The organism is Ramlibacter ginsenosidimutans (genome assembly GCF_016654015.1).
GTDB lineage: Bacteria > Pseudomonadota > Gammaproteobacteria > Burkholderiales > Burkholderiaceae_C > Ramlibacter > Ramlibacter ginsenosidimutans.
Genome location: NZ_JAEPWM010000001.1, coordinates 461,618 through 485,832, shown reverse-complemented (window position 1 = coordinate 485,832; position 24,215 = coordinate 461,618). Strand labels below are relative to the sequence as shown.

The window sequence follows — 24,215 nt, the reverse complement described above, 5'->3', positions numbered from 1 at the left end:
GCGGCGGCCAGGGGGAGCTCACGCCGGCCGGCTGACCGCCGACGGCGCCGCCGGCTGCACCGGCTCCGGCTTGCGCGCGAGCAGGAACAGCACGGAACCCGACCCGGCCAGCAGGGCCAGCAGCGTGAAGCCGGCGCGGTAGTTGCCGCGCGCATCGGCGAACAGGCCGGCGATCAGCGGACCCGCGACCTGGCCCAGCGAGACCAGGATGGCCGACAGGCCCAGGATCATGCCGATGGACTGCAGGCCGAAGTAGTCCGCGCGCAGCGCCTGCATGAAGGGCCCGCGCAAACCCCAGGCCATGCCGTGCAGCACCGCGAAGGCGCCCAGCATCAGCGGGTGCACGGCGTACGTGAGCATCAGCAGGCCCACCATGTGCGCGAGCATGCAGCCCGCAGCGACGTGGCGCTTGTTCCAGCGGTCGCCCACCGCAGCGCCGAGCAGGACGCCGCAGGCCTGCGACAGCGTCATCAACGTGATCACGAAGCCGGCCTGCGCGAGCGAGAAGCCCAGGTCCTCCTTCATGTGCGAGATGGCATGCACGTTGACGGCGGTGACCACCAGCAGCGCGAGCGCGTGGCCGAACCCGAGCAGCCAGAACGCGCGCGTGCGCAAGGCCTGCGCCGGCGTGAATGCGGGCTCCGGCGCGAACGCGACGTCCGCGCTGTGCGGCACCGGCGGCGCCGGCGGCAGGCCGTCCATGGTCTCGCCGATCTCCGCCGGATTGCGGCGCACGATGCGCGCGAGCGCCAGCCCGCCGGCGAGGAAGATCGCGCCGGAGGCGGTGGCCATGTGCTGCCAGCCGAAGGTCTGCATCGCCCAGCCCACGAGCGGGGCGGCGATGCCGCCCAGCGCGAGCCCGAGGCTCATGAGCGACAAGGCGCGCGCGCGGCGCCGCTGGAACCAGTGGACGATGGTCACCGAGAAAGGAAAGTAGCCGCACAGGCTGCCGCCCACGACCAGCACCAGCACCGCGCCGTAGAAGCCGGCAAGCGTCTGCACCTGGCCGAAGCAGAGGAAGCCGGCCGCCATCAGCAGCACCCCCGCGTGGACCATCTTGCGCGCACCGAGCCGGTCCACCATCCACCCCAGCAGCGGCCCGAGGATCGCGCCTTCCACCGACTGCAGCGCAGCCCCGGCAGCCAGCGAGGTCTTGCTCCAGCCCTTCTGCTCCGACAGCATGGCGACATAGGCGCCGAACGCCTGCACCAGCAGCGCGGACAGCAGGAACTGCATGGCGGCGCCGGCGAAGGAGATGCGCCAGCCGTAGAAAAACTTCTTCAAGGGGTGCCCGTCGTTGTCGCGCAAGTGTAGCGACAGGCGAAAGGCGGTCCCTTCTTCACTCCGATGCGCGCAACGTGGCCGGCGAGACGCCCGTCCACGCGCGAAACGCGCGCGAGAAACTCTTCTCGTTGCGGAATCCCACGGCGGCCGCGACCTGCTTGATCGGGCGGGCGGTGCGGTAGAGCAGGTCCTTCGCGCGTTCCAGGCGCACCTCGTCCTTCAGCTGCTGCAGGCTCGCGCCTTCCTCCTTCAGCTGGCGGTGCAGCGTGCGGGCCGAGACATGCAGCAGCGCCGCGAGCGCCTCGGCGCTGTGGCTGCGGTCCGGGTGCGCGGCCATCGCCTGGCGCACCTGCGGGACCAGCAGGCGGTCGCGGCGGTACTGCAGCACGGTGATGGACAGCGCGCGTTGCAGCATCTGCGTGAGCGCCTTCTCGTCGCGCCGCAAGGGCAGGCGCAGGTAGCGGGCGTCGAAGCGGATCTGCGCGCGTGCCGCGCCGAAGGCCAGCGCTCCAGGAAACATGTGCGGATACGCGTCGGCATGCGCCGGCGCGGGGAAGGGGAACGCAGCCGACTGCAAGGGAATGCGCGAATCGACGTACCAGCAGGCCAGGCCATGGATGTTGCGCAGGATGAAGGCCAGGCTCAGCTCGCGCAGCTCGGGCGGCAGCGGCCGCACTTCCTCGATCTCCACGACGGCCACGCCGGCTTCGACGGCGAGCGCGAGCCGCACGTCGTCGGTCAGCAGCCCGTGGTGGCGGCACCAGCGCTTGAGCGCCACCTCCAGGTCCGGCGCGGTCAGAGAGGCGCGCGCCAGCATCCCGTAGCTGCCCCAGGGAAGGCGGCGGCTGAACGCGGCCAGCCCTTCATCGTCGAGCTCCTGCATGGCGGCGGCGGACAGGATCTCCATCTGGCGCGCGGTCATGCGCGCCCGCGGATCGCGGGCCAGCGCTGGCGTGATCTGTGCCAGCCGCAAGGCGGCGTCCGGCCGCAGGCCACGCCGGCGGTATGCGGCGATGATCGCGTGGGCAAAGGAGATCGGCGTGACGGCGGCCGGCGAAGCGGCGGGCCGGCGGGTCCGCGGCGGGCGACTGTCCATGGCCGAAAGTGTAGGGCGAGGCTGGCAGGATTTGCAACCTGTCGAGCCGCGCGCGTGCTGCCGGCGGGCTATGCTGGCGGCCTGCGCCTGCTCCAGGAGTCCGCCATGCTCATCCAACCGCGAGTCGCCCACGCACGCGGTGCCAACGAACCGCCGTTGCTCGAACAGACCCTGCCTGCCTTCTTCGCCGCCATGGCCGCGCGCCAGGGCGAGCACGAAGCCCTGGTGAGCCGGCACCAGCGACTGCGCTACAGCTATGCCGGGTTGCACCGCGCCGCGCGCCAGCTCGCCAGTGCCTTGCTGGGACTGGGCCTGCGCAAGGGCGACCGCGTCGGGATCTGGTCGCACAACAACGCCGAGTGGGTGCTGATGCAGCTCGCGACCGCGCAGGTCGGCCTGATCCTGGTGAACATCAATCCTGCCTACCGCACCGCAGAGGTGGAGTACGCGCTCAACAAGGTGGCGTGCACGGCGCTGGTCACGATGCCGCGCTTCAAGAGCAGCGACTACCTCGGCATGCTGCGCGAGCTGGGACCGGCGAAGCTGCCGCACCTGCGCCACATCGTCTGGATCGACACGCCCGCCGATCGCGACGAGCCGGCGCCCCTGCTGCGCTTCTCGGAACTCATGGCCCGCGGGCGTGCGGACGACGAGCGCATCGACGCGATCGCCGCGACGCTGCAGGCGGGCGAGGCGATCAACATCCAGTTCACCAGCGGCACCACGGGCTTCCCCAAGGGCGCGACCCTGACCCACCGCAACATCCTGAACAACGGCTTCTTCATCGGCGAGGCGATGAAGCTCGCGCCGGCCGACCGGCTGTGCGTGCCCGTGCCCCTGTACCACTGCTTCGGCATGGTGCTGGGCAACCTGGCCTGCTTCACGCACGGCGCGACCATCGTCTACCCCAACGACGCCTTCGACGCCCTGTCAGTGCTGGAGACCGTGCAGGCCGAGCGCTGCACGGGACTGCACGGCGTGCCGACCATGTTCATCGCGGAACTGGACCATCCGCGCTTCCGCGAGTTCGACCTGGCCACGCTGCGCACCGGCATCATGGCCGGCTCCCCCTGCCCGATCGAGGTGATGAAGCGCGTGGTGAGCGACATGCACATGGAGCAGGTCACCATCGCCTACGGCATGACCGAAACCAGCCCGGTGAGCTGCCAGAGCAGCACCGACACGCCGCTGGCCAAGCGCGTGTCCACCGTCGGCCAGGTGCAGCCGCACCTGGAGGTGAGGATCGCCGACCCCGAGACGGGCGCCACGGTCGCGACGGGAGCAACCGGAGAGCTGTGCACGCGCGGCTATTCGGTGATGCTCGGCTACTGGGGCGACGAGGAGAAGACGCGCGAAGCCATCGACGGCGACGGCTGGATGCACACCGGCGACCTCGCCACCATGGACGACGAGGGCTACGTGAACATCGTCGGCCGCATCAAGGACATGGTGATCCGCGGCGGCGAGAACATCTATCCGCGCGAGATCGAGGAGTTCCTCTACCGCATGCCGCAGGTGCAGGACGTGCAGGTGGTCGGCGTGCCGGACCGCAAGTACGGCGAGGAACTGTGCGCCTGGATCATCGTGAAGCCCGGCCAGTCCCTCACCGAGGAAGCGGTGCGCGGCTTCTGCCAGGGCCAGATCGCGCATTACAAGGTGCCGCGCCACATCCGCTTCGTCGAAGCGTTCCCGATGACGGTGACCGGCAAGATCCAGAAATTCAGGATCCGCGAAGCGATGAAAAGCGAGCTGGGCCTGCAGGAAGAAAAGACGGCATGAGCATTCTCTCGACGCAACTCAATCCCCGGTCCGCCGAGTTCCAGTCCAATGCGGCCGCCATGCGGGCGCTGGTCGACGACCTCGAGGCGCAGGTGGCGCTGCATGCGGCGGGTGGCGGCGAGGCCGCCCGCAAGAAGCATTCGGACCGCGGCAAGCTGCCGCCGCGCGAGCGCGTGCAGATGCTGCTGGACCCCGGCACGCCCTTCCTGGAGATCGCGCCGCTGGCTGCGCACGGCATGTACCTGGAGAAGGACGGCGTGATGGCCGCGCCTTGCGCCGGCATGATCGCCGGCATCGGCCGCGTGAGCGGCGTCGACTGCATGATCGTCTGCAACGACGCGACGGTGAAGGGCGGCACCTACTACCCGATGACGGTGAAGAAGCACCTGCGCGCCCAGGAGATCGCCGCGCAGAACCGGCTGCCCTGCATCTACCTCGTCGATTCGGGCGGGGCCAACCTGCCGAACCAGGACGAGGTGTTCCCGGACCGCGAGCACTTCGGCCGCATCTTCTACAACCAGGCCAACCTGTCGGCGCAAGGCATCGCGCAGATCGCGGTGGTGATGGGCTCGTGCACGGCGGGCGGCGCCTACGTCCCCGCGATGAGCGACGAGACCATCATCGTCAAGGAGCAGGGCACGATCTTCCTGGGCGGCCCGCCGCTGGTGAAGGCGGCGACCGGCGAAGTCGTGAGCGCCGAGGACCTCGGCGGCGGCGACGTGCACACGCGGCTCTCCGGGGTGGCAGACCACCTCGCGATGAACGACGCGCACGCGCTGGCCATCGCCCGCAGCGCCGTGGCGACGCTGCACAAGCCCAAGCTGCCGCCGGTGGAACTGCGCGCCCCCCAGCCGCCCAAGTACGACGGCAAGGAGCTGTACGGGATCATTCCCACCGACGCGCGCAAGCCCTACGACGTGCGCGAGATCATCGCGCGCATCGTCGATGCGTCCGAGTTCCACGAATTCAAGGCGCGCTACGGCGCCACGCTGGTGTGCGGGTTCGCGCACATCGAGGGCATGCCGGTGGGCATCGTCGCCAACAACGGGATCCTGTTCTCCGAGTCGGCGCAGAAGGGTGCGCACTTCATCGAGCTGTGCTGCCAGCGCAAGGTGCCGCTGGTGTTCCTGCAGAACATCACCGGCTTCATGGTGGGCCGCAAGTACGAAGCCGAAGGCATCGCGCGGCACGGCGCCAAGATGGTCACCGCCGTGGCGACCGCCAGCGTGCCCAAGTTCACCGTGATCATCGGCGGGAGCTACGGCGCGGGCAACTACGGCATGTGCGGCCGGGCGTACTCGCCGCGCTTCCTGTGGATGTGGCCCAGCGCCCGCATCTGCGTGATGGGCGCGGAGCAGGCGGCCAGCGTGCTCGCGACGGTGAAGCGCGACGGCATCGAGTCGCGCGGCGGCCAATGGAGCGCGGACGAAGAGGCCGCGTTCAAGCAGCCGATCCTGGACCAGTTCGGGCGGCAGTCGCATCCCTATTACTCCAGCGCGCGGCTGTGGGACGACGGCGTGATCGACCCGGCCGACACGCGGCGCGTGCTGGCCCTGGGCCTGTCCGCCGCCATGAACGCGCCCATCGGCGAGCCGAAGTTCGGCGTCTTCCGGATGTGATGGCGCTCCTCCAGAATGAAAACTTCAAAGGAGGAGCAGTCATGAGAGGGATCCGCAGAGTCGTGTTCCTGGCCTTCGGCGTGGCCGTCGCAGTCCTTGCGAGCGGGTGCGCTTCCGTGGCCGGCGGCAACACGCAGAAGATGGCGGTGCAGGTACGCACGGCCGATGGAGCGGCCGTGGAAGGGGCTGAATGCAGCCTGACCAACGACAAGGGCAACTGGCACGTGCGTGCGCCGGGAGACACCACGGTCGTGCGCTCGTACAACGCGATGCAGGTCCGCTGCGAGCGGGTTTCGTTGCCCCAAGGCATCGTCTCCGTGGAATCCGGCGTACGGGCCGCGATGTTCGGGAACATCCTGATCGGAGGTGCGATCGGGGCCATGGTGGACCACACTTCCGGCGCGGCCTACGAGTATCCGGAGCAGGTGCGGGTCGTGATGGGCCGCACGTCCACCTTCACGCTGCCGCGCGGAACGGCGCCAGGCGGCTACGAGCCCGCCCCCAGCGGCTTCGCCGCGGTGCAGGAAGTCGACGTGGTGCCGCACCTGAGCGAACGCGGGCGCGAGGCTTACCGCGACTGGCTGAAGCGGCCGCAGCCGCGTGCCTTCGCGCTTTCGCCTGAAGGACACTACGCCTCGATCTGGGGGACGCGCCCGCCCGATGCGACGCTTCCTTCCGACCCGAAGGAGCGTGCGCTGGTGGTTTGCGAACGCCGGGCGAAGAAACCTTGCCAGCTCTATGCGGTGAACGACAAGGTCGTGTGGGAGGCCCAGACCGCAGCCGCCAGGCCGGTGCTCACGAGCGCCTCCTCCGCCGCGCTGGTGCCCGCCGCTCCCGCTACCGTATCGACGACCTCCACCGTGGTCGCGCGCGCGCAGCCCGGCTTCATCGCCAGCGGCTATGCCGCCGTGGAAGACGTCGATGCGCTGCCCTACCTGTCCGACCGCGGCCGCGCCGAGTACCGCGAGTGGCTCCTGCGGCCCACGCCGAAGGCCTTTGCGATCTCGGAGAAGGGCCACTGGTGGGCCGCGTGGAGCCTGAGTCCCAAGGACGCGAGCATGCCGACCGACCCGAACGAGCGCGCCCTGGTCGCCTGCCAGCGAAATGCCGGCATCCCCTGCAAGCTGTACGCCGTCAACGGATCCGTCGTGTGGAAACCCTGAGCCCGTGAACACCAGCATCTACGACACCCCCGAACACGAACTGCTGCGCGACCAGGTCGCGCGCTTCCTCGCGCGCGAGGTCGAGCCGCATGCAGCTGCGTGGGAAGAGCAGGGCTTCGTGCCCCGCGAGATGCTGCGGCGCATGGGCGCGGCGGGCCTGCTGGGCCTGATGTTCGAGCCCGAGTACGGCGGCGGCGGCGCCGATGCACTGATGAACCTGGTGTTCGCCGAGGCGCTGTCGCAATCGACCTTCGGCGGCTTCATCATCACCGTGCTGGTCCACACCGACATGGCCGGCCCGCACCTGCATCACGCGGGCAGCGCCGCGCAGAAGGACCGCTACCTGCGGCAGGTGACCGCGGGCGAGAAGATCTGCGCGGTGGCGATCACCGAGCCCGGTGCGGGCTCGGACGTCGCGGGCATCCGCACGAACGCGAAGCGCCATGGCGACCACTGGGTGCTGAACGGCACCAAGATGTTCATCACCAACGGTGTCCATGCGGACCTGTACTTCGTCGCGGCGAAGACCGGACCGGGCAAGCGCGAGGTGTCGATGTTCATCGTGGAGAAGGGTACGCCGGGCTTCAGTGTCGGTCGGGCGCTGAAGAAGACCGGCTGGCTGTCCTCCGACACCGCGGAGCTCGTGTTCGACAACGTGCGCATCCCCGCCGGCCACCTGCTGGGCGAGGAGGGCAAGGGCTTCTACTCGGTGATGAAGAACTTCCAGACCGAGCGCATCGCGCTGGCAGCGATGGCGGTCGGCCATTGCCAGCAGGCGCTGAAGCTCACGCTGGACTACGTGCGGCAGCGCCAGGCCTTCGGCGGTCCGCTGTGGGACCAGCAGGCGATCCGCCAACGGCTGTCCATGCTCGACGCGAAGACGCGGGCGGCGCGCACCTTCATGTACCACTGCGCCTGGCGCGTGACCCAGGGCCACGACATCGTGCAGGACGTCTCGATGCTGAAGGCCTTGACCGGCGAACTGGTGAACGAGGTGCTGCAGTCCTGCCAGCAGTTCCACGGCGGCATGGGCTACATCCGCGAAACCGCGGTGGAGCGCCTGTGGCGCGACGCGCGCGTGCTGGCCATCGGTGGCGGCGCCACCGAGGTCATGCTGGAAGAAGTCGCGAAACGATATTGAAACCACGAGCCAAGGGAGACCCTCCATGCTGCAGCAGTCCGTGCACTCCGCCGTCGCGACGATCACGCTCGACCGGCCCGAGGTGCGCAATGCCTTCAACGACGAACTGATCACGCGGCTCACGCTCGCCTTCCACGAACTCGGCCAACGCGACGACGTGCGCTGCATTGTCCTGGCCGGCAACGGCCCGGCGTTCTGCGCCGGAGCCGACCTGAACTGGATGAAGCGCATGGCCACGTACACGCGCGACGAGAACATCGAGGACGCGTCCAAGCTGGCGCGCATGCTGGAGGTGATCTACCACTGTCCCAAGCCCACCATCGCGCGCGTGCACGGCGACACCTATGCCGGCGGCACCGGGCTGGTCGCAGCGTGCGACATGGCGCTCGCGGCGGACACCGCGCAGTTCTGCCTGAGCGAGGTGAGGCTGGGGCTGATCCCGGCGACCATCAGCCCTTACGTGATCCGCGCCATGGGGGCGCGGGCGGCGCATCGCTGGTTCCTCACTGCCGAACGCTTCGACGCGGCCGAGGCGCACCGCATCGGCTTCGTGCACGAGGTCGTGCCGGCCGGCGAGCTCGATGCGCGGCTCGTGCAGGTCGTGCAGGCGCTCGTCAACGCCGGCCCGGAAGCCGTCAAGGCCTGCAAGAAGCTGCTGCACGACGTCGCCGGCCACGAGATCACCGCGGGGCTCGTGCGGCGCACGGTGGAGGGCATTGCGGACATCCGGGCCAGCGACGAGGGACGGGAGGGCGTGCAGTCCTTCCTGGGCAAGCGCAAGCCGAACTGGCTGCTGAACGGCTGAACCATGCAGGAAGCACTCTCCCACCTCGCCGACACGCCGCAGCTGCTCGCCCTGGCGACCGCACTCGGCTGGGCCAGCGGTTTTCGGCTTTACGCGGCGGTGTTCCTCACCGGCTTCGCGGGCTGGATGGGGTGGATCCACTTGCCGCCGGGCCTGCTGGTGCTGCAGCACCCCGCGGTGCTGGTCGCGAGCGGCTTCATGTTGTTCGTCGAGTTCTTCGCCGACAAGATTCCCTACGTGGACTCGATGTGGGACGCGGTGCACACGCTGGTGCGCATCCCGGCCGGCGCAGCGCTCGCCGCCGCTGCGCTGGGCGCCGACAACCACGCGATGACCTTGGCGGGCGCCTTGCTCGGGGGCAGCCTCGCAGCGACCAGCCACGCCGCCAAGATGACCACGCGCGCGGCGGTGAACACCTCGCCTGAGCCCTTCTCCAACATCGCCGTCTCGCTGGCGGAAGACGGCTTCGTCGTGTTCCTGCTGTGGCTTTCCGCGACGCATCCGGTGGCGTTCGGCTTCGTGCTGGTGGTGAGCATCGTGCTCGCCGTGATCCTGTTGTGGGTGCTGGTCAAGTTCCTGCGCGTCGTGGTGCGCGGGCTGCGTGAATTCTTCAAGGGGCGGCCACTGCCCCGGGAGCTCGGGTAATGTTCAAGAAGATTCTGATTGCCAACAGGGGGGAGATTGCTTGCCGCGTCGCGGCAACGGCGAAGCGCATGGCGATCCGGACCGTGGCCGTGTACTCCGACGCGGACGCCGACGCCAAGCATGTCCACGCCTGCGACGAAGCGGTGGCCATCGGCGGCAGCGCGCCCAAGGACAGCTATCTGCGCTGGGAGCGCATCATCGACGCGGCGAAGGCGACCGGCGCGGAGGCGATCCACCCCGGCTATGGCTTCCTGAGCGAGAACGAGGCCTTCGCCGCTGCGTGCGCCGAAGCGGGGCTGGTCTTCATCGGGCCGCCGGCGTCCGCGATCCAGGCCATGGGCCTGAAAGCCGAATCCAAGCAGTTGATGGAAAAGGCCGGCGTTCCGCTGGTGCCCGGCTACCACGGCGCCAACCAGGACCCCGAACTGCTGAAGCGCGAGGCCGACCGCATCGGCTACCCGGTGCTGATCAAGGCCAGTGCCGGCGGCGGCGGCAAGGGCATGCGCGCGGTGGAGCGGCCGGAAGACTTCGCGGCGGCGCTCGCGTCCTGCCAGCGCGAGGCACGCAACAGCTTCGGCGACGAGGCGGTGCTGGTCGAGAAGTACGTCACGCGCCCGCGCCACATCGAGATCCAGGTGTTCGGCGACACGCAGGGCAACTGCGTGTACCTGTTCGAGCGGGACTGCTCGGTGCAGCGCCGCCACCAGAAGGTGCTGGAGGAAGCGCCCGCGCCGGGCATGACCGAAGCGCTGCGCAAGCGCATGGGCGAGGCCGCCGTGGCCGCCGCGCGCGCCGTGAAGTACGTCGGCGCGGGCACGGTGGAGTTCATCGTGGAGCAGCGCCACGGCGAGATGAACTTCTTCTTCATGGAGATGAACACGCGGCTGCAGGTGGAGCACCCCGTGACGGAAGCGATCACCGGGCTCGACCTCGTGGAATGGCAGCTGCGTGTGGCCGCGGGCGAACCCTTGCCGCTGCAGCAGTCCGAACTCCGCATCCACGGGCATGCGATCGAGGCGCGCATCTGCGCCGAGAACCCCGACAACAACTTCCTCCCGGCGACCGGCACGCTGCACGTCTACCGCAAGCCGGCGGCCACGGCCTTCCAGCGCGGCACGGTGCGCATCGACGACGGCGTGCGCGAAGGCGATGCCATTTCGCCCTGGTACGACTCCATGATCGCCAAGCTGATCGTGCACGGCGCCACGCGCGAGGAGGCGCTGGCCCGCCTGGATGAGGCGCTGGCCGCTACGCACATCGTGGGCCTCGCCACCAACGTGCAGTTCCTGCGCCACGTGGTGCGCAGCCGTTCGTTCGCGCAAGCCGATCTCGACACGGCCCTGATCCCGCGCGAGGCCGCCGTGCTGTTCCAGCAGCAGCCTGTCGGCCTGGAGCTCGCGGCCGCTGCCGCGGTGGCGAAGACGCTGCTCGACGAACGCGTACTGGCCGGCCCCGACCCCTTCAGCCGGCGCGATGGCTGGCGCTCGCACGGCGTCGCCACGCGCCGGCTGGAATTCGAGTTCGGCGGCGAGCACGTGAAGGCGGAGCTGGTCACCTTGCACGATGGCGCGCTGCGTCTCGCCTTGAACGGCCGCGTCGAGCCGCTCTCCTTCCGCGCGGACGGCGACACCATCGAGCTGCGCCTCGGCGATCGCCAGGTGCGCGCGGTGGTGTACACGCTCGGCGAGTCCGACCACGTGTTCACGGCGGCGGGCGCGGCGCAGATCCTGTCGATCGACCTGCTGGCGCATGCCGGCGACGATGCCTCGGAAGGGGGTCGCCTCACCGCGCCCATGCCCGGCAAGGTCGTGTCCTTCTCGGTAAAGCCTGGCGATGCCGTGAAGAAGGGGCAGGCGTTGGCCGTGATGGAAGCGATGAAGATGGAGCACACCATCGCCGCGCCCGCCGACGGGACGGTGCAGGAACTGCTCTTCGCCCCGGGCGACCAGGTGGCCGAAGGGGCGGAGTTGCTGAGGCTCGCGGCCTGAGGCCGCAGCGGTAGGCGTGAAGGCCCGCTCGCGCCGGGCCCGCCTTGGGGAGGACGGCGTCCTTCGCGAGGCTCCCGCACAATAAGCCCATGCGCATCACCGTCTGTTGTACCGACATGAAGAACGAGCCCTGGGTCGACGGGCTCGTCAGGGCGCTTCCGGCCGCCACCGTGGAGGCCTGGCGCCCGGGCGCGCCGCAGGCCGATTACGCGGTGGTCTGGGCTCCGCCGCAAGCCTTGCTGGACGAACAGCCGCGCCTGCGCGGCATCTTCAACATCGGCGCCGGCGTCGACGCCCTGCTGAAGCTGCGCATTCCGGCGGACACGCTGCTCGTGCGCCTGGACGATGCCGGCATGTCGGTGCAGATGGCGGAGTTCGTGTGCCACGCGGTGATCCGCCACTTCCGCGAATTCGACGCGTACGAGGCCGAGGCGGCGCAGGCGCGCTGGGCCTTCCGCAAGCCGCGCAACCGGCTCGACTTCCCGGTGGGGGTGCTGGGCATGGGCGTGCTGGGGCGGCGCGTGATCCAGTCCTTGCAGGCCTTCGACTTCCCCGTGCGCGGCTGGAGCCGCACGCCGCACGAGTTCGCGGGGGTGGAGTGTTACGCGGGCGCGGCGCAACTGCCGGAATTCCTGGCGCGTTGCCGCGTGCTGGTCAACCTGCTGCCGCTCACGCCCGAGACGGAGAACATCCTGGATCGGCGCAACCTGGCGCGGCTGCAGCCGGGCGGCTACGTCATCAACGTCGCGCGCGGCGCCCACCTCGTGGAGCAGGACCTGCTCGAGCTGATCGACGAGGGCCACCTGGCCGGGGCGGCGCTGGACGTGTTCCGCACGGAGCCGCTGCCGGCAGGGCATCCGTTCTGGCGTCATCCGAAGATCACGGTGACGCCGCACACCTCGGCGCGCACGCTGCGCGACGAGAGCATCGCCCAGATCGCGCGCAAGATCCGCGCGCTGGAAACCGGAGAACCCATCGCCGGCGTGGTTGACCGGAACCAAGGATACTGAGACATGGCCTATCCCCATCGAGTCAAACTGGTCGACGTCGGTCCCCGCGACGGTCTGCAGAACGAGAAGGAGCCCGTGCCGGCAGCGGTGAAGATCGAGCTGGTCCACCGGCTGCAGGACGCCGGCCTGAAGGAGATCGAGGTCACCAGCTTCGTGTCGCCCAAGTGGGTGCCGCAGATGGCCGACAACGCGGAGGTGATGGCGGGGATCCGGCGCCAGCCCGGCGTCCGCTATTCCGTGCTGGTGCCCAACATGAAGGGCTTCGAGGCTTCGCTCGCTTCGAAGCCGGACGAGATCGTGGTGTTCGGCGCGGCGAGCGAAGCGTTCAGCCAGCGCAACATCAACTGCTCCATCGCCGAGAGCATCGAACGCTTCGCCCCCGTGGTCGAGGCGGCGCGCGCGAAGGGCATCCACGTGCGCGGCGCGATCTCGGTGGCCGTCGGTTGTCCTTACCAGGGCGAGGTGAGCCCCGATGGCGTGGAACTGGTCGCGCGGCTGATGAAGCAGATCGGCGTGCAGCACTGCGGCGTGGCCGACACCATCGGCGTGGGCACGCCGCGCAAGGTGCAGGCTGCGATGGAAGCGGCGCTGAAGCACTACGCACTCGATGACGTCTCCGGCCACTTCCACGACACCTACGGGCAGGCCTTGTCGAACACGCTGGCCTGCCTGGAAATGGGCATCTGGCAGTACGACGCGTCGATCGCCGGGCTGGGCGGCTGCCCCTATGCCAAGGGCGCGACCGGCAACGTCGCGACCGAAGACGTCGTGTACATGCTGCAAGGCATGGGCATCGAGACCGGCATCGATCTCGACAAGCTGATCGACGCCGGCAAGTACATCAGCGACTACCTGAAGCGCAAGCCGAATTCGCGCGCCGCCACCGCGCTGCTGACCAAGAGGATGAACGAAGCATGTGCGGTGCCGAGCTGAGTGCCTTGCCCGAGGGCGTGCAGCGCGTCGCCCGCGCCTTGCAGGACGCGGGGCATCCGCACGCGCCGGTGATGCTGGACGACGCGGCCCGCACCGCGCAGCAGGCGGCCGACGCGCTCGGCATCGCGGTCGGCCAGATCGCCAAGAGCATCATCTTCCGGCGCAAGTCGGATGACGCCGCCGTGCTCGTCATCGCCTCGGGCGACCGCCGCGTCGACGAGAAGAAGGTCGATGCGATCGTCGGCAAGACCGGCCGCGCCGATGCGGACTTCGTCAAGGCGCGCACCGGCTTCTCCATCGGCGGCGTCTCGCCCATCGCGCATGCGCAGGCGCCGGTGACGCTGATCGATCGCGAGCTGTTCCGCTTCGACGAGATCTGGGCAGCGGCCGGGCATCCGCATGGCGTGTTCAAGCTGCGGCCGCAGGACCTGGAGAAGCTCACGGGTGCGCCGGTGGCCGACGTCGTGCAGCAGCCGGTCGCGCCTGCCGGGGACGCGCGCCCGTGAGTCTCGGTGCGGCCCAGCTGATCCGCGACCGTGCGGCCGAACTCGAGCCGGACGCCTACGTGCCTTCGCCTTGCATCTGCGTGTGCACCATCGACCCGGGCACGGGCTGGTGCGTGGGTTGCTATCGCACGCTGGACGAGATCGCCGCGTGGTCCGGCATGTCGGACGCAGAGAAGCGCGAGGTCTGGCGCTGCCTCGTCGAAAGGGTCGGTCCCGCATGAAGCAGATCACCTTCTACCTGGACTTCATCTCGCCGTATGCCTACCTCGCCTTCGAGGAGCTGCCGCGCTCGCTGGAGGGCCTTAGCTACGCCGTGGAGTACCGGCCCGTGCTGTTTGCCGCCTTCCTGAAGAAACACGGCCAGCTCGGTCCGGCGGAGATCGCGCCCAAGCGCGACTGGACCTACCGGCAGGTGCTGTGGAACGCGCATGCGCATGGCATTCCCATGGACCTGCCGGCGGCGCATCCCTTCAATCCGCTGGGCCTGCTGCGCCTCGCGGTGGCGTGCGGCAGCGATGGCCGGGTGAACCGCTACGTCGCCGAGACGGTGTTCCGCCACGCCTGGCGCGGTGGCGCCGATGCGGCCGACCCCGCGCGCCTGGACGCCTTGCGCGCGCAACTGCAACCGACGCGCGATCCGGCGGGCGAGGAAGTGAAGGCCGAACTCAAGGCCAACACCGACCAAGCGATCGCGCGCGGGCTGTTCGGTGTCCCGACCGTGGAAGTGGATGGCAAGTTGTTCTGGGGCTTCGATGCGCTGCCGATGCTGCGCGAGTACCTGCAGGGCGGCGAGTGGTTCGCGACGGACGCGTGGGATCAGGCCGCGCGCGTGCCGGCGGGGCAGACGCGGCGCAGCTAGTCGCGAGCTGGGGTTCGCCTGCGGCTCACCGCCAGCCTACGGGTCCACCCACGCATCGCGACGGCATGTAGGCTGGCGGTGAGCAAAGCGAACCCCAGCGATCCAGCGTAGCGCCAGCGAGCTGGGAACCCAAACGCGCAGGCTACACCCGCCCCACCAGATGCGCCGGCAACACTTGCCGGAACGCCGGCACAACGCCTTCCATGCGCTGCATGGCGAGCGACTGGCAATGCTGGCTGGAGACCACCTGGAATAGCGCGTCGCGCAGCAACCAGAGTTCCTGCGCGCGTTCGGCCATGTGCAGGCGCCAGCGCAGGCGGTCGACCTCGAAACCCTCGCAGTCGTCCAGCAGAGCCAGCAACTGGTGACGCACGTTTTCCACGCCGGCGGGTGGGGCGCGGAACTGCCATTCGAAAGGCCGGCTGCTGAGCCAGCTGCTCCAGGCGGACATGGTCTGGACCGGTGGGGGGAAAGGTCCCGCAACATAGGTTGCGCCTCGGGGCTGCGGCTGTAGGACGACGCCGATGCCCGTCGTAAGACAGGGATATGGACCGGCTGGCCGACGCGCATCGGACCCCGTCCGTAGAATGTTCCGCCTTGCTCCCGGAAGGCCTCTCTCCATGTCCCAGGGTTCGATCCGCATTCGCGGCGCCAGACAGCACAACCTCAAGAATCTCGATCTCGACCTGCACACCGGAGAGCTGACCGTCGTCACCGGCCCCAGCGGCTCGGGCAAGTCCAGCCTCGTGTTCGACACGCTCTATGCCGAAGGGCAGCGGCGCTATGTCGAGACCTTCTCCGCCTATGCGCGCCAGTTCCTGGAGCGCATGGACAAGCCCGCCGTCGACCGCGTCGAAGGCGTGCCGCCCGCGATCGCGATCGACCAGACCAACCCGGTCCGTTCCTCGCGTTCCACCGTGGGCACGATGACCGAGCTGAACGACCACCTCAAGCTGCTGTTCGCGCGGGCCGCGCAACTGTTCGACCGGCAGACCGCGCTGCAGGTGCGGCATGACACGCCCGAAACCATCTACGAGCAGTTGATGGAGCGCACGCGCGCAGGCGATCCGCGGCTGGTGGTGACCTTCCCGGTCGAACTGCCTGCCAGCACGACGCCGGAAGAAATCGAGCAGTGGCTCGCGGCGAGCGGCTTCACGCGCGTGCAGGCCGAACGGGAAGTCTCCACGGTGACGGGCCCGCGCAAGGTGCTCGACGTGGTCGCGGACCGCTTCCGCATCCAGGGCGTGGAGAAGGTGCGCGCCATCGAGGCGATCGAGGTCGCGTTGAAGCGCGGTGCGGGCCGGCTCGCGGTCTATGCAGGCGACTCAGCCCCCACCCCGGCCCTCCCCCAGGGGGGGAGGGAGCAGGAGGTGGCCCCGCAGGGCGGGAGGGAGCAGGACGTGTGGAAGTTCTCCACCGGCCTGCACTGCCCCGAGTCCGACATCCGCTACGCGGACCCGATGCCCTCGATGTTCTCGTTCAACTCGCCGGTCGGTGCGTGCGAGGTGTGCCGCGGCTTCGGCCGCGTGATCGGCGTGGACTACGGCCTGGTCTTTCCGAACGACAAGCTCACGCTGCGCGCCGGCGCCGTGAAGACCTTCCAGACGCCGGCCTGGGCCGAGTCCCAGGAAGACATGATGAAGTACGCGGAGTCCGCCGGCATCCCGCGCGACACGCCCTGGTACAAGCTCACCCCCGAGCAGAAGGAGTGGGTGATCCACGGCGCGCCGAACTACCGCGAAGGCAACTGGAACCGCCAGTGGTACGGCGTGAAGCGCTTCTTCGAGTACCTGGAGAGCAAGGCCTACAAGATGCACATCCGGGTGCTCCTGTCCAAGTACCGGAGCTACACGCCCTGCGAGACTTGCGGCGGCGCGCGCCTGAAGACCGAGGCGCTGCTGTGGCGCCTGGGCAGCAAGGAAGACGCGGACGCGGTGATCGAGCCCGCGAAGCGCTTCATGCCCGTCGGCGTGCAGTGGACGCGTGAACAGCTCGAGGCCATGCCCGGTCTCACCGTGCACGACCTGATGCTGCTGCCGATCGAGCGGCTGCGTCGCTTCTTCGACCGCGTCGAGCCCGCGGCGGAAGCGCATGCGGGCGTCGGCGAACTGCAGGCGCTGAAGCTGCTGTTCGAGGAGATCAACACGCGCCTGAAGTACCTGGTGGACGTGGGCATCGGCTACCTGACGCTCGACCGCCAGAGCCGCACGCTGTCCGGCGGCGAAGTGCAGCGGATCAACCTCACGACCGCGCTGGGCACCTCGCTGGTCAACACGCTGTTCGTGCTGGACGAACCCAGCATCGGCCTGCATCCGCGCGACATGGGCCGCATCACGCAGGCGATGCAGCGGCTGCGCGACGCGGGCAACACGCTGGTGGTGGTGGAACACGACCCCGCGGTGATGATGGCAGCCGACCGCGTCATCGACATGGGACCGGGCCCGGGCGAGAAGGGCGGCCAGATCGTCTTCGACGGCACCGTCGACGAACTGCGCCACGCGGACACGCTCACGGGCGCCTACCTCGGTGCGCGCAAGCATGTCGGCATGGGCTTCAAGCGCGCGGTGACCGATTCGACGCCGCGCCTCGTGCTGGAAGGCGCGCGCGAGCACAACCTGCAGAACCTGTCCGTGGAGTTCCCGTTGCAGCGGCTGGTCGTGGTGACCGGCGTCTCGGGTTCGGGCAAGTCGTCGCTGGTGCAGGACATCCTGGCGCCGGCGCTGCTGCGCCACTTCGGCCGGGCGACCGAGACTCCGGGCGCGCACGATCGCGTGCTCGGCGCCGACCACCTCGGCGACATCGTGTTCGTGGACCAGTCGCCGATCGGCAAGACGGCGCGTTCGAATCCCGTGAGCTATGTCGGCGCGTGGGATCCGATCCGCGAGATCTTCGCGACCGCGCCGCTGGCGAAGCAGCGCGGCTACACCGGGTCGAAGTTCTCGTTCAACTCGGGCGACGGCCGCTGCCCCACCTGCGGCGGCTCGGGCTACGAGCACGTCGAGATGCAGTTCCTGTCGGACGTGTACCTGCGCTGCCCGGACTGCGACGGCAAGCGCTACCGCCCGGAGATCCTGGAGGTCACGATCGAGCGGCACGCCATCGGCGAGAAGGAGCCGCGCGTGCTGAACGTGGCCGACGTGCTGGAACTCACGGTGAGCGAAGCCGCGGCCTTGTTCGCGAGCGACCGCGACGTGATCCGCGCATTGCAGCCGATCGTGGACGTGGGCCTGGAATACGTGAAGCTGGGCCAGCCGGTGCCGACCCTGTCGGGTGGCGAGTCGCAGCGGCTGAAGCTCGCGGGCTTCCTCGCCGAGGCGGCGCGCTCGGCGACGCACAGCCGGCAAGGCGTGGCGAAGCGGGGCACGCTGTTCCTGTTCGACGAGCCGACGACGGGCCTGCACTTCGACGACATCGCCAAGCTGATGCGCGCGCTGCGCAAGCTGCTGGAAGCAGGCCATTCGCTGATCGTGATCGAGCACAACCTCGACGTGATCCGCGCGGCCGACTGGCTGGTCGACCTGGGCCCGGAAGGCGGCGACGGCGGCGGGCTGCTGGTGGCCGAAGGTCCGCCCGAGGAGGTGAAGCAGCATCCGAGCTCGCATACGGCGAAGGCGCTGCGCGAGTACGACGCCACGCTGGGCGTGATGGCGTCGGAACCGCGGGCGAAATTGGAATCTGACCCCAAATTGGTTCGGCCGAACGCGATCCAGATCGTCAACGCGAAGGAGCACAACCTCAAGAACCTGAGCGTCGACATCCCGCACAACAAGTTCAGCGTGATCACGGGCGTGTCGGGGTCGGGCAAGTCGACGCTCGCGTTCGACATCCTGTTCAACGAGGGCCAGCGTCGCTATCTCGAGTCGCTCAATGCGTATGCGCGTTCCATCGTGCAGCCGGCCGGCCGGCCCGAGGTGGATGCGGTGTACGGCATTCCGCCGACGGTGGCGATCGAGCAGCGGCTGTCGCGCGGCGGGCGCAAGTCCACCGTCGGCACCACCACGGAGGTCTGGCACTTCCTGCGCCTGCTGTACGTGAAGCTGGGCATCCAGCACTGCGTCAACGACGGCGCCGAGGTGCGGCCGCAGACGCCGGACAGCATCGTGGCGCAGCTCATGAAGCGCTACCGTGGCCAGCACGTCGGCCTGCTGGCGCCGCTGGTGGTGAACCGCAAGGGCGTGTACACCGAGCTCGCGGACTGGGCGCGCCCGCGCGGCTACACGCACTTGCGTGTGGACGGCAACTTCCTGCCGACGACGGGCTTTCCGCGCATCGACCGCTTCAAGGAACACACGATCGAGCTGCCGATCTGCGACCTGGACGTCACGCCCGCGAACGAGGCGCTCCTACGCGAGAAGCTCACGCTGGCCCTCGAGCACGGCAAGGGCGTGGTGCACGTGCTCGCGCCGCTGGACGAACTGCGCACCGCCTTCAGCCGGGGCGAGGCGAAGCACCAGGGCATCGGCAAGCTGGAGGTGTTCTCCACGTTGCGCGCCTGCCCGGTGTGCGCCACCAGCTATCCGGAGCTCGACCCGCGCCTGTTCTCGTACAACAGCAAGCATGGCTGGTGCCCGGATTGCGTCGGCACGGGCGTGAAGCTCACGCGCGAACAGCGCAAGGCCTTCGACGACACGATCCTCACGGCCGAAGGCGACAAGGGCCGCGAGCAGACCTTCGCGGAGACGGAGGTCGAGGACGTTTCCGACGAGACCTGTCCCTCCTGCCTCGGCACGCGGCTGAACAAGCAGGCGCGTGCCGTGCTGTTCGACAAGGCGCCGATCTCCGACATCGCCGCGCTGTCGGTGCGCGACGTGCGCCGCTGGGTCGAGAGCCTGCAGGTGCGCGACGTGCTGAGCACGCGCGAGCAGGGCATCGCGCGCGACCTGATCCCGGAGATCAAGTCGCGCCTGGAGTTCCTGGAGGAAGTGGGACTGAACTACCTCACGCTGGACCGCGGCGCGCCGACGCTCTCGGGCGGCGAGGCGCAGCGCATCCGGCTGGCCGCGCAGCTCGGCTCCAACCTGCAGGGCGTGTGCTACGTGCTGGACGAGCCCACCATCGGCCTGCATGCGCGCGACAACCAGATCCTGCTGGACGCGCTGCACAAGCTGGGCGACAAGGGCAACACGCTGGTGGTGGTGGAGCACGACGAGGACACGATCCGCCGCGCCGACCACATCATCGACATCGGCCCGAGCGCGGGCAAACGCGGCGGCCGCGTGATCGCGCAGGGCACGGCGGCGGAGATCAGTGCCAACGAGGAGTCGCTCACCGGCCGCTACCTGCTGCACGCGATGAAGCATCCGCTGCAGCCGCGCCGCGACGTCGATCCCATGCTCGATCGCGAACCGCCCGGGGTGCCTCTCCTCGAGACGCCCAAGCCGGTGGCCCGGGGCAAGAAGGTCAAGTCGCTGCTGGCGCGCCTGGCGGCGGCATCGGTGCCTCCGGCAGCGCAGAGCGGCAACGGCGGCTTCCTGCGCCTGAAGGGCGCCGACCTGCACAACCTCGACGACGTGGACGTGGACGTGCCGCTCAGGCGCCTGGTGGTGGTCACGGGCGTGTCCGGCTCGGGCAAATCCACGCTCGCGCGCGACGTGCTGCTCGCGAACGTGCAGGCGGTCGTGCAGCAGCGCTCGACCAAGGCCGGCCGCGACGCGGATGCGGCGGGCAAGCATCCCAGGTGGATCGGCTGCCGGTCGCTGGAGGGCTACGAGTCCATCGACCGCGTGCTGGAGGTGGACCAGACGCCGATCGGCAAGACGCCGCGCTCCTGCCCGGCCACCTACATCGGCTTCTGGGACACCATCCGCAAGCTGTTCGCGGACACGCTGGAGGCACGCGCCCGTGGCTACGGGCCGGGCCGCTTCTCCTTCAACACGGGCGAGGGCCGCTGTCCCACGTGCGAAGGCCAGGGCGTGCGCACCATCGGCATGAGCTTCCTGCCGGACGTGAAGGTGCCCTGCGAGGCCTGCCACGGCGCCCGCTTCAATCCGGAGACGCTGGCGGTCACCTGGCGCGGCAAGAGCATCGGCGACGTGCTGCAGATGGAGGTGGACGAGGCCGTGGAGTTCTTCGCTGCGATGACCAACATCAGCCATCCGCTGCAACTGCTGCGCGATGTCGGCCTGGGCTATCTCACGCTGGGTCAGCCTTCACCCACGCTCTCGGGCGGCGAGGCGCAGCGCATCAAGCTGGTGACCGAACTGTCCAAGGTGCGCGACGACGTCACGCGCCGCGGCCAGAAGGCGCCGCACACGCTCTACGTGCTGGACGAGCCCACGGTGGGCCTGCACATGGCGGACGTGGAGAAGCTGATCCGCGTGCTGCACCGGCTGGTCGATGGCGGGCACAGCGTGGTCGTGATCGAGCACGACCTCGACGTGATCGCCGAAGCCGACTGGATCATCGACCTGGGTCCGGACGGCGGTTCCGCCGGCGGCAAGGTGGTCGCCGCCGCGCCGCCCGAAGAGGTGGTGCGGCTGGCGACGCACACCGGCCGCGTGCTGCAGCCGGTCCTGGATCGCACCTGAGGCAAGGCGGCGGGCGCTCGCGCGCCTCGCCTCCTGCGATCGGGGGCGGTACGGGCATGCCTTAGCATGCGCGCATGCAGGTTTTCTACAACGAGCACCATGCCTTGCACCACGGGCGCCACGAGATGTTCCGCGGTGCGCTCGTGCCCTGCGTGGAAGTGCCGGCGCGCGTGGACCATGTGCTGCAGGAGCTGCGCGCACGCGGGCTCGGCCGCATCGCGCAGCCGCCGGAAATTCCGCGCGACCTGCTGGAACGCGTGCACGCGCCCCGCTACCTGCGCTTCCTGGAAGGCGCCTGGGACGAGTGGGTGGTGCTCGATGCGGCCAACGCACAGCGCGATGCCATTCCTTCGTACTGGCCGATCCGCGGCTTCCGCAGCGACGTGCTGCCGGCGAGCTTCCATGCGCGCATGGGCCTGTTTTCGTTCGACGCCGGCTCGCCCCTGACCGCGGGCACCTGGGCGGCCGCATCGCAGGGCGCCGCGTGCGCCGTCGGTGGAGCGCGCGCCCTGCTCGCCGGCGAGCGCAGCGCCTTCGTGCTGACGCGCCCGCCCGGACACCACGCGGGCCCGGACTTCTTCGGCGGCTACTGCTTCCTCAACAACGCGGCGCTCGCTGCGCAGGCCTTGCGGGACGGCGGCTGCGCGCGCGTGGCCGTGCTGGACGTCGACTACCACCACGGCAACGGCACGCAGACGATCTTCTACGAGCGCGGCGACGTGTTCTTCGCCAGCGTGCATGGCGATCCGCGCACCGAGTACCCGTACTTCCTGGGCTACGGGGACGAACGCGGTGCCGGCGCGGGCCTGGACTGCAACCTCAACCTGCCGCTGCCGCGCGGCACTGGCTTCGCGCGCTGGCGCGACACGCTGGCCGTTGCCCTGGACGCGATCGCGCGCTTCGGGGCCGACGCGCTGGTCGTCTCGCTGGGCGTCGATACCTTCGCGCTGGACCCGATCTCCGGCTTCGGCCTCGGCAGCGCGGACTACCTGCGCGTGGGCGAGGACATCGCGGCGAGCGCGCTGCCGACGCTGTTCGTCTTCGAGGGCGGCTACGCGGTCGCCGAGGTGGGCGTCAACGCCGCCAACGTGCTGGACGGCTTCCTCTCGCGCGCCGGCTGAGGCTGAGGCTGAGGCTGAGGCTGAGGCTGAGGCTGAGGCTGAGGCTGAGGCTGAACGGAACCCGGCGTCGGCTGCGTCTGACGCGCTCAAGCGCTTGCGCGGCCAGCGCGGCCGCAGCGGGCTTGGCACCATGGCAGCGAGACCCTTCGCATGCCGAACGCTCCCCACAAGCCGCTCGTGTGGCTGCCCGCCTGCCACCGCAACCTGGACCTCGATGATCCGGGCGGCTACACCGTGCTCGCGGATCGATACGCCATGGCGGTCACGGAGCTGGGGCTGCAGCCGGTGCTGTTCCCGATGGCGGAGGCGTCCGATATACCGTGCCTGCTGCCGCTGGTGGATGGTGTGTTGCTCACCGGCTCGCCGTCGAACGTGGACGCCACGCACTTCGGTGCGACCGCGTTGCCGACCGACCTGCTCGATCCGCGCCGTGACAAGCTCACGATGAACCTCGTGCGGCAGGCGATAGCCTCCGCGGTGCCGCTGTTCGGCGTGTGCCGCGGCTTGCAGGAAATCAACGTGGCGCTCGGAGGCAGCCTGTACCAGACCGTGCACGCGGAGTCCGGCATGCTGGATCACCGCGAACCGCACGACGCGGCGCTCGACCTCCAGTTCGCCGAACGCCATGACGTGCTGCTGGAGCCCGGCAGCTGCTTCGCCGAGTGGGCTGGCGGCACCCGCGCACGCGTGAACTCGCTGCACGGCCAGGGCGTGAAGCGGCTGGGCGAAGGCCTGGTCGCCGAGGCGCATGCACCGGACGGACTCGTCGAAGGCGTGCGGGTGCGGGGTGCGAAAGCCTTCGCGTACGGCGTGCAGTGGCATCCGGAGTGGCGCCATGCGCAACATCCGTTTTACGAGCGGACGCTGGAGGCCTTTGCGCAGGCCTGCCGCGACCACCGCGATCAACAGAGAGAAGAGGATCGATGACCGGCAGTTTGCGCGTTCCGACCGTCTGGGTGGTGGCCAGCCACCGCCTGCTCACCAACCCCTCGGGCCACACGCAGCTCTATACCGTGATGGACGAAGGCGGCCAGCGCACCATGCTGAACATGGGCCTGCAGCCGATGTGCTATCCGCGCGCCCCGCTCGAACGGGTCGAGGAATTGCTGGCCAACGTCGACGGCATCCTGCTGGGCGGGTCCGACACGAACGTCCATCCGCGCTACTGGGGCGAGGAGCCGGCCCGCCCCGAGTTCCAGTACGACACCGAACGCGACGAGCTGGCGCATGCGCTGGTCCGGCTCGGCATCGCGCGGCGCATTCCCGTGATCGGCTTCTGCCGCGGCTCGCAGGACATCAACACCGCCCTGGGCGGCAGCCTGCACCAGTGGCTGCGCGACCTGCCGGACATGCACAAGCACTGGGAGGATCCGGACGAGAACCTCGAGGAGCAGTACGTCGAGCGCCACTTCGTCAGCTGCACGCCGCGCGGCGCGCTGGAGCGCATCACGCAGATGGGACGCTTCCCCGTCAGCTCGCTGCACTCGCAGGGCGCGAACCGGCTGGGCGAGGGACTCGTCGCCGAGGCCAGGGCGGACGACGGCCTGGTGGAAGCCTTCCGCTGGCACGACGAGGAAAGCTTCTGCTGGGGCTTCCAGTTCCACCCCGAGTGGGGCTGGCGCTGGCATCCGGCCTACGGGCGGATCATGAGTGCGTTCGAGCGCGCGTGCTGGGAGCGTCTTGCGCGCCGCACCGAGCAGCGGCCGGTTGCGCTGCAGCCGGTCGCAGCCTGAACGCAG

19 protein-coding genes are annotated in these 24,215 nt (G+C 69.4%); 16 read left to right on the top strand and 3 right to left on the bottom strand.

The features are described from left to right. Positions 1–18 precede the first annotated feature (18 nt). A complete protein-coding gene (locus tag JJB11_RS02430) occupies positions 19–1,284 on the bottom strand; it encodes an MFS transporter (RefSeq protein ID WP_201166305.1) in 1,266 nt (421 codons plus the stop codon). A gap of 55 nt (positions 1,285–1,339) precedes the next feature. After that, positions 1,340–2,380, bottom strand: a complete 1,041-nt coding sequence (locus tag JJB11_RS02425; RefSeq protein ID WP_201166304.1) for an AraC family transcriptional regulator — start codon at positions 2,378–2,380, stop codon at positions 1,340–1,342. 105 nt (positions 2,381–2,485) lie between these two features. Here JJB11_RS02425 and JJB11_RS02420 point away from each other — a divergent pair, with 105 nt between their 5' ends. From JJB11_RS02420 to JJB11_RS02365, 12 genes are all read left to right on the top strand, one after another. Next, positions 2,486–4,159 carry an AMP-binding protein gene (locus JJB11_RS02420; RefSeq protein WP_201166303.1) on the top strand — a complete coding sequence of 558 codons (1,674 nt, stop codon included), beginning with the start codon at positions 2,486–2,488 and terminating at the stop codon, positions 4,157–4,159. Then, the gene (locus JJB11_RS02415; protein ID WP_201166302.1) at positions 4,156–5,778 is read left to right on the top strand and encodes a carboxyl transferase domain-containing protein; all 1,623 of its coding nucleotides are present in this window, start codon (positions 4,156–4,158) and stop codon (positions 5,776–5,778) included. Before JJB11_RS02420 ends, JJB11_RS02415 begins: the two co-directional genes overlap by 4 nt. 41 nt (positions 5,779–5,819) lie before the next feature. Then, positions 5,820–6,941, top strand: a complete 1,122-nt coding sequence (locus JJB11_RS02410; protein ID WP_201166301.1) for a hypothetical protein — start codon at positions 5,820–5,822, stop codon at positions 6,939–6,941. Between the two features lie 4 nt (positions 6,942–6,945). After that, the gene (locus JJB11_RS02405; RefSeq protein WP_201964557.1) at positions 6,946–8,082 is read left to right on the top strand and encodes an acyl-CoA dehydrogenase family protein; all 1,137 of its coding nucleotides are present in this window, start codon (positions 6,946–6,948) and stop codon (positions 8,080–8,082) included. A 25-nt stretch (positions 8,083–8,107) separates the two neighbouring features. Beyond that, positions 8,108–8,887, top strand: coding sequence for an enoyl-CoA hydratase/isomerase family protein (locus tag JJB11_RS02400; protein ID WP_201166299.1), 780 nt, complete (start codon positions 8,108–8,110; stop codon positions 8,885–8,887). A 3-nt stretch (positions 8,888–8,890) separates the two neighbouring features. Then, entirely contained in the window at positions 8,891–9,532 is a 642-nt protein-coding gene (locus tag JJB11_RS02395; RefSeq protein ID WP_201166298.1) for a DUF4126 domain-containing protein, read from the top strand. Continuing rightward, a complete protein-coding gene (locus tag JJB11_RS02390; RefSeq protein ID WP_201166297.1) occupies positions 9,532–11,520 on the top strand; it encodes an acetyl/propionyl/methylcrotonyl-CoA carboxylase subunit alpha in 1,989 nt (662 codons plus the stop codon). Before JJB11_RS02395 ends, JJB11_RS02390 begins: the two co-directional genes overlap by 1 nt. 89 nt (positions 11,521–11,609) lie before the next feature. Further along, a complete protein-coding gene (locus tag JJB11_RS02385; RefSeq protein WP_201166296.1) occupies positions 11,610–12,530 on the top strand; it encodes a 2-hydroxyacid dehydrogenase in 921 nt (306 codons plus the stop codon). A 3-nt stretch (positions 12,531–12,533) separates the two neighbouring features. Further along, the gene (locus JJB11_RS02380) at positions 12,534–13,463 is read left to right on the top strand and encodes a hydroxymethylglutaryl-CoA lyase (protein ID WP_201166295.1); all 930 of its coding nucleotides are present in this window, start codon (positions 12,534–12,536) and stop codon (positions 13,461–13,463) included. Beyond that, positions 13,445–13,969: a YbaK/EbsC family protein gene (locus JJB11_RS02375; RefSeq protein ID WP_201166294.1), complete on the top strand. Its 525-nt coding sequence runs from the start codon at positions 13,445–13,447 to the stop codon at positions 13,967–13,969. Before JJB11_RS02380 ends, JJB11_RS02375 begins: the two co-directional genes overlap by 19 nt. After that, the gene (locus JJB11_RS02370; protein ID WP_201964556.1) at positions 13,966–14,190 is read left to right on the top strand and encodes a DUF1289 domain-containing protein; all 225 of its coding nucleotides are present in this window, start codon (positions 13,966–13,968) and stop codon (positions 14,188–14,190) included. Before JJB11_RS02375 ends, JJB11_RS02370 begins: the two co-directional genes overlap by 4 nt. Continuing rightward, positions 14,187–14,828 carry a 2-hydroxychromene-2-carboxylate isomerase gene (locus JJB11_RS02365; RefSeq protein WP_201166293.1) on the top strand — a complete coding sequence of 214 codons (642 nt, stop codon included), beginning with the start codon at positions 14,187–14,189 and terminating at the stop codon, positions 14,826–14,828. Before JJB11_RS02370 ends, JJB11_RS02365 begins: the two co-directional genes overlap by 4 nt. A gap of 142 nt (positions 14,829–14,970) precedes the next feature. Here the strand turns inward: JJB11_RS02365 and JJB11_RS02360 are convergent, their stop codons facing one another. Beyond that, a complete protein-coding gene (locus tag JJB11_RS02360; RefSeq protein WP_201166292.1) occupies positions 14,971–15,279 on the bottom strand; it encodes a hypothetical protein in 309 nt (102 codons plus the stop codon). Positions 15,280–15,448: 169 nt separating this feature from the next. Between JJB11_RS02360 and uvrA the strand changes: the two genes are divergently transcribed. The 4 genes from uvrA (at position 15,449) to JJB11_RS02340 (ending at position 24,209) form a co-directional block, all read left to right on the top strand. After that, complete coding sequence (gene uvrA, locus JJB11_RS02355) at positions 15,449–21,355, top strand: excinuclease ABC subunit UvrA (RefSeq protein ID WP_201166291.1); 5,907 nt, start codon at positions 15,449–15,451, stop codon at positions 21,353–21,355. A gap of 74 nt (positions 21,356–21,429) precedes the next feature. Next, positions 21,430–22,476 (top strand): histone deacetylase family protein, encoded by a 1,047-nt coding sequence (locus JJB11_RS02350; RefSeq protein ID WP_201166290.1) that lies wholly within the window; start codon positions 21,430–21,432, stop codon positions 22,474–22,476. Positions 22,477–22,626: 150 nt separating this feature from the next. Continuing rightward, a complete protein-coding gene (locus tag JJB11_RS02345) occupies positions 22,627–23,403 on the top strand; it encodes a gamma-glutamyl-gamma-aminobutyrate hydrolase family protein (protein ID WP_201166289.1) in 777 nt (258 codons plus the stop codon). Then, positions 23,400–24,209 carry a gamma-glutamyl-gamma-aminobutyrate hydrolase family protein gene (locus JJB11_RS02340; RefSeq protein WP_201166288.1) on the top strand — a complete coding sequence of 270 codons (810 nt, stop codon included), beginning with the start codon at positions 23,400–23,402 and terminating at the stop codon, positions 24,207–24,209. Before JJB11_RS02345 ends, JJB11_RS02340 begins: the two co-directional genes overlap by 4 nt. The last annotated feature ends 6 nt before the right edge of the window (positions 24,210–24,215 follow it).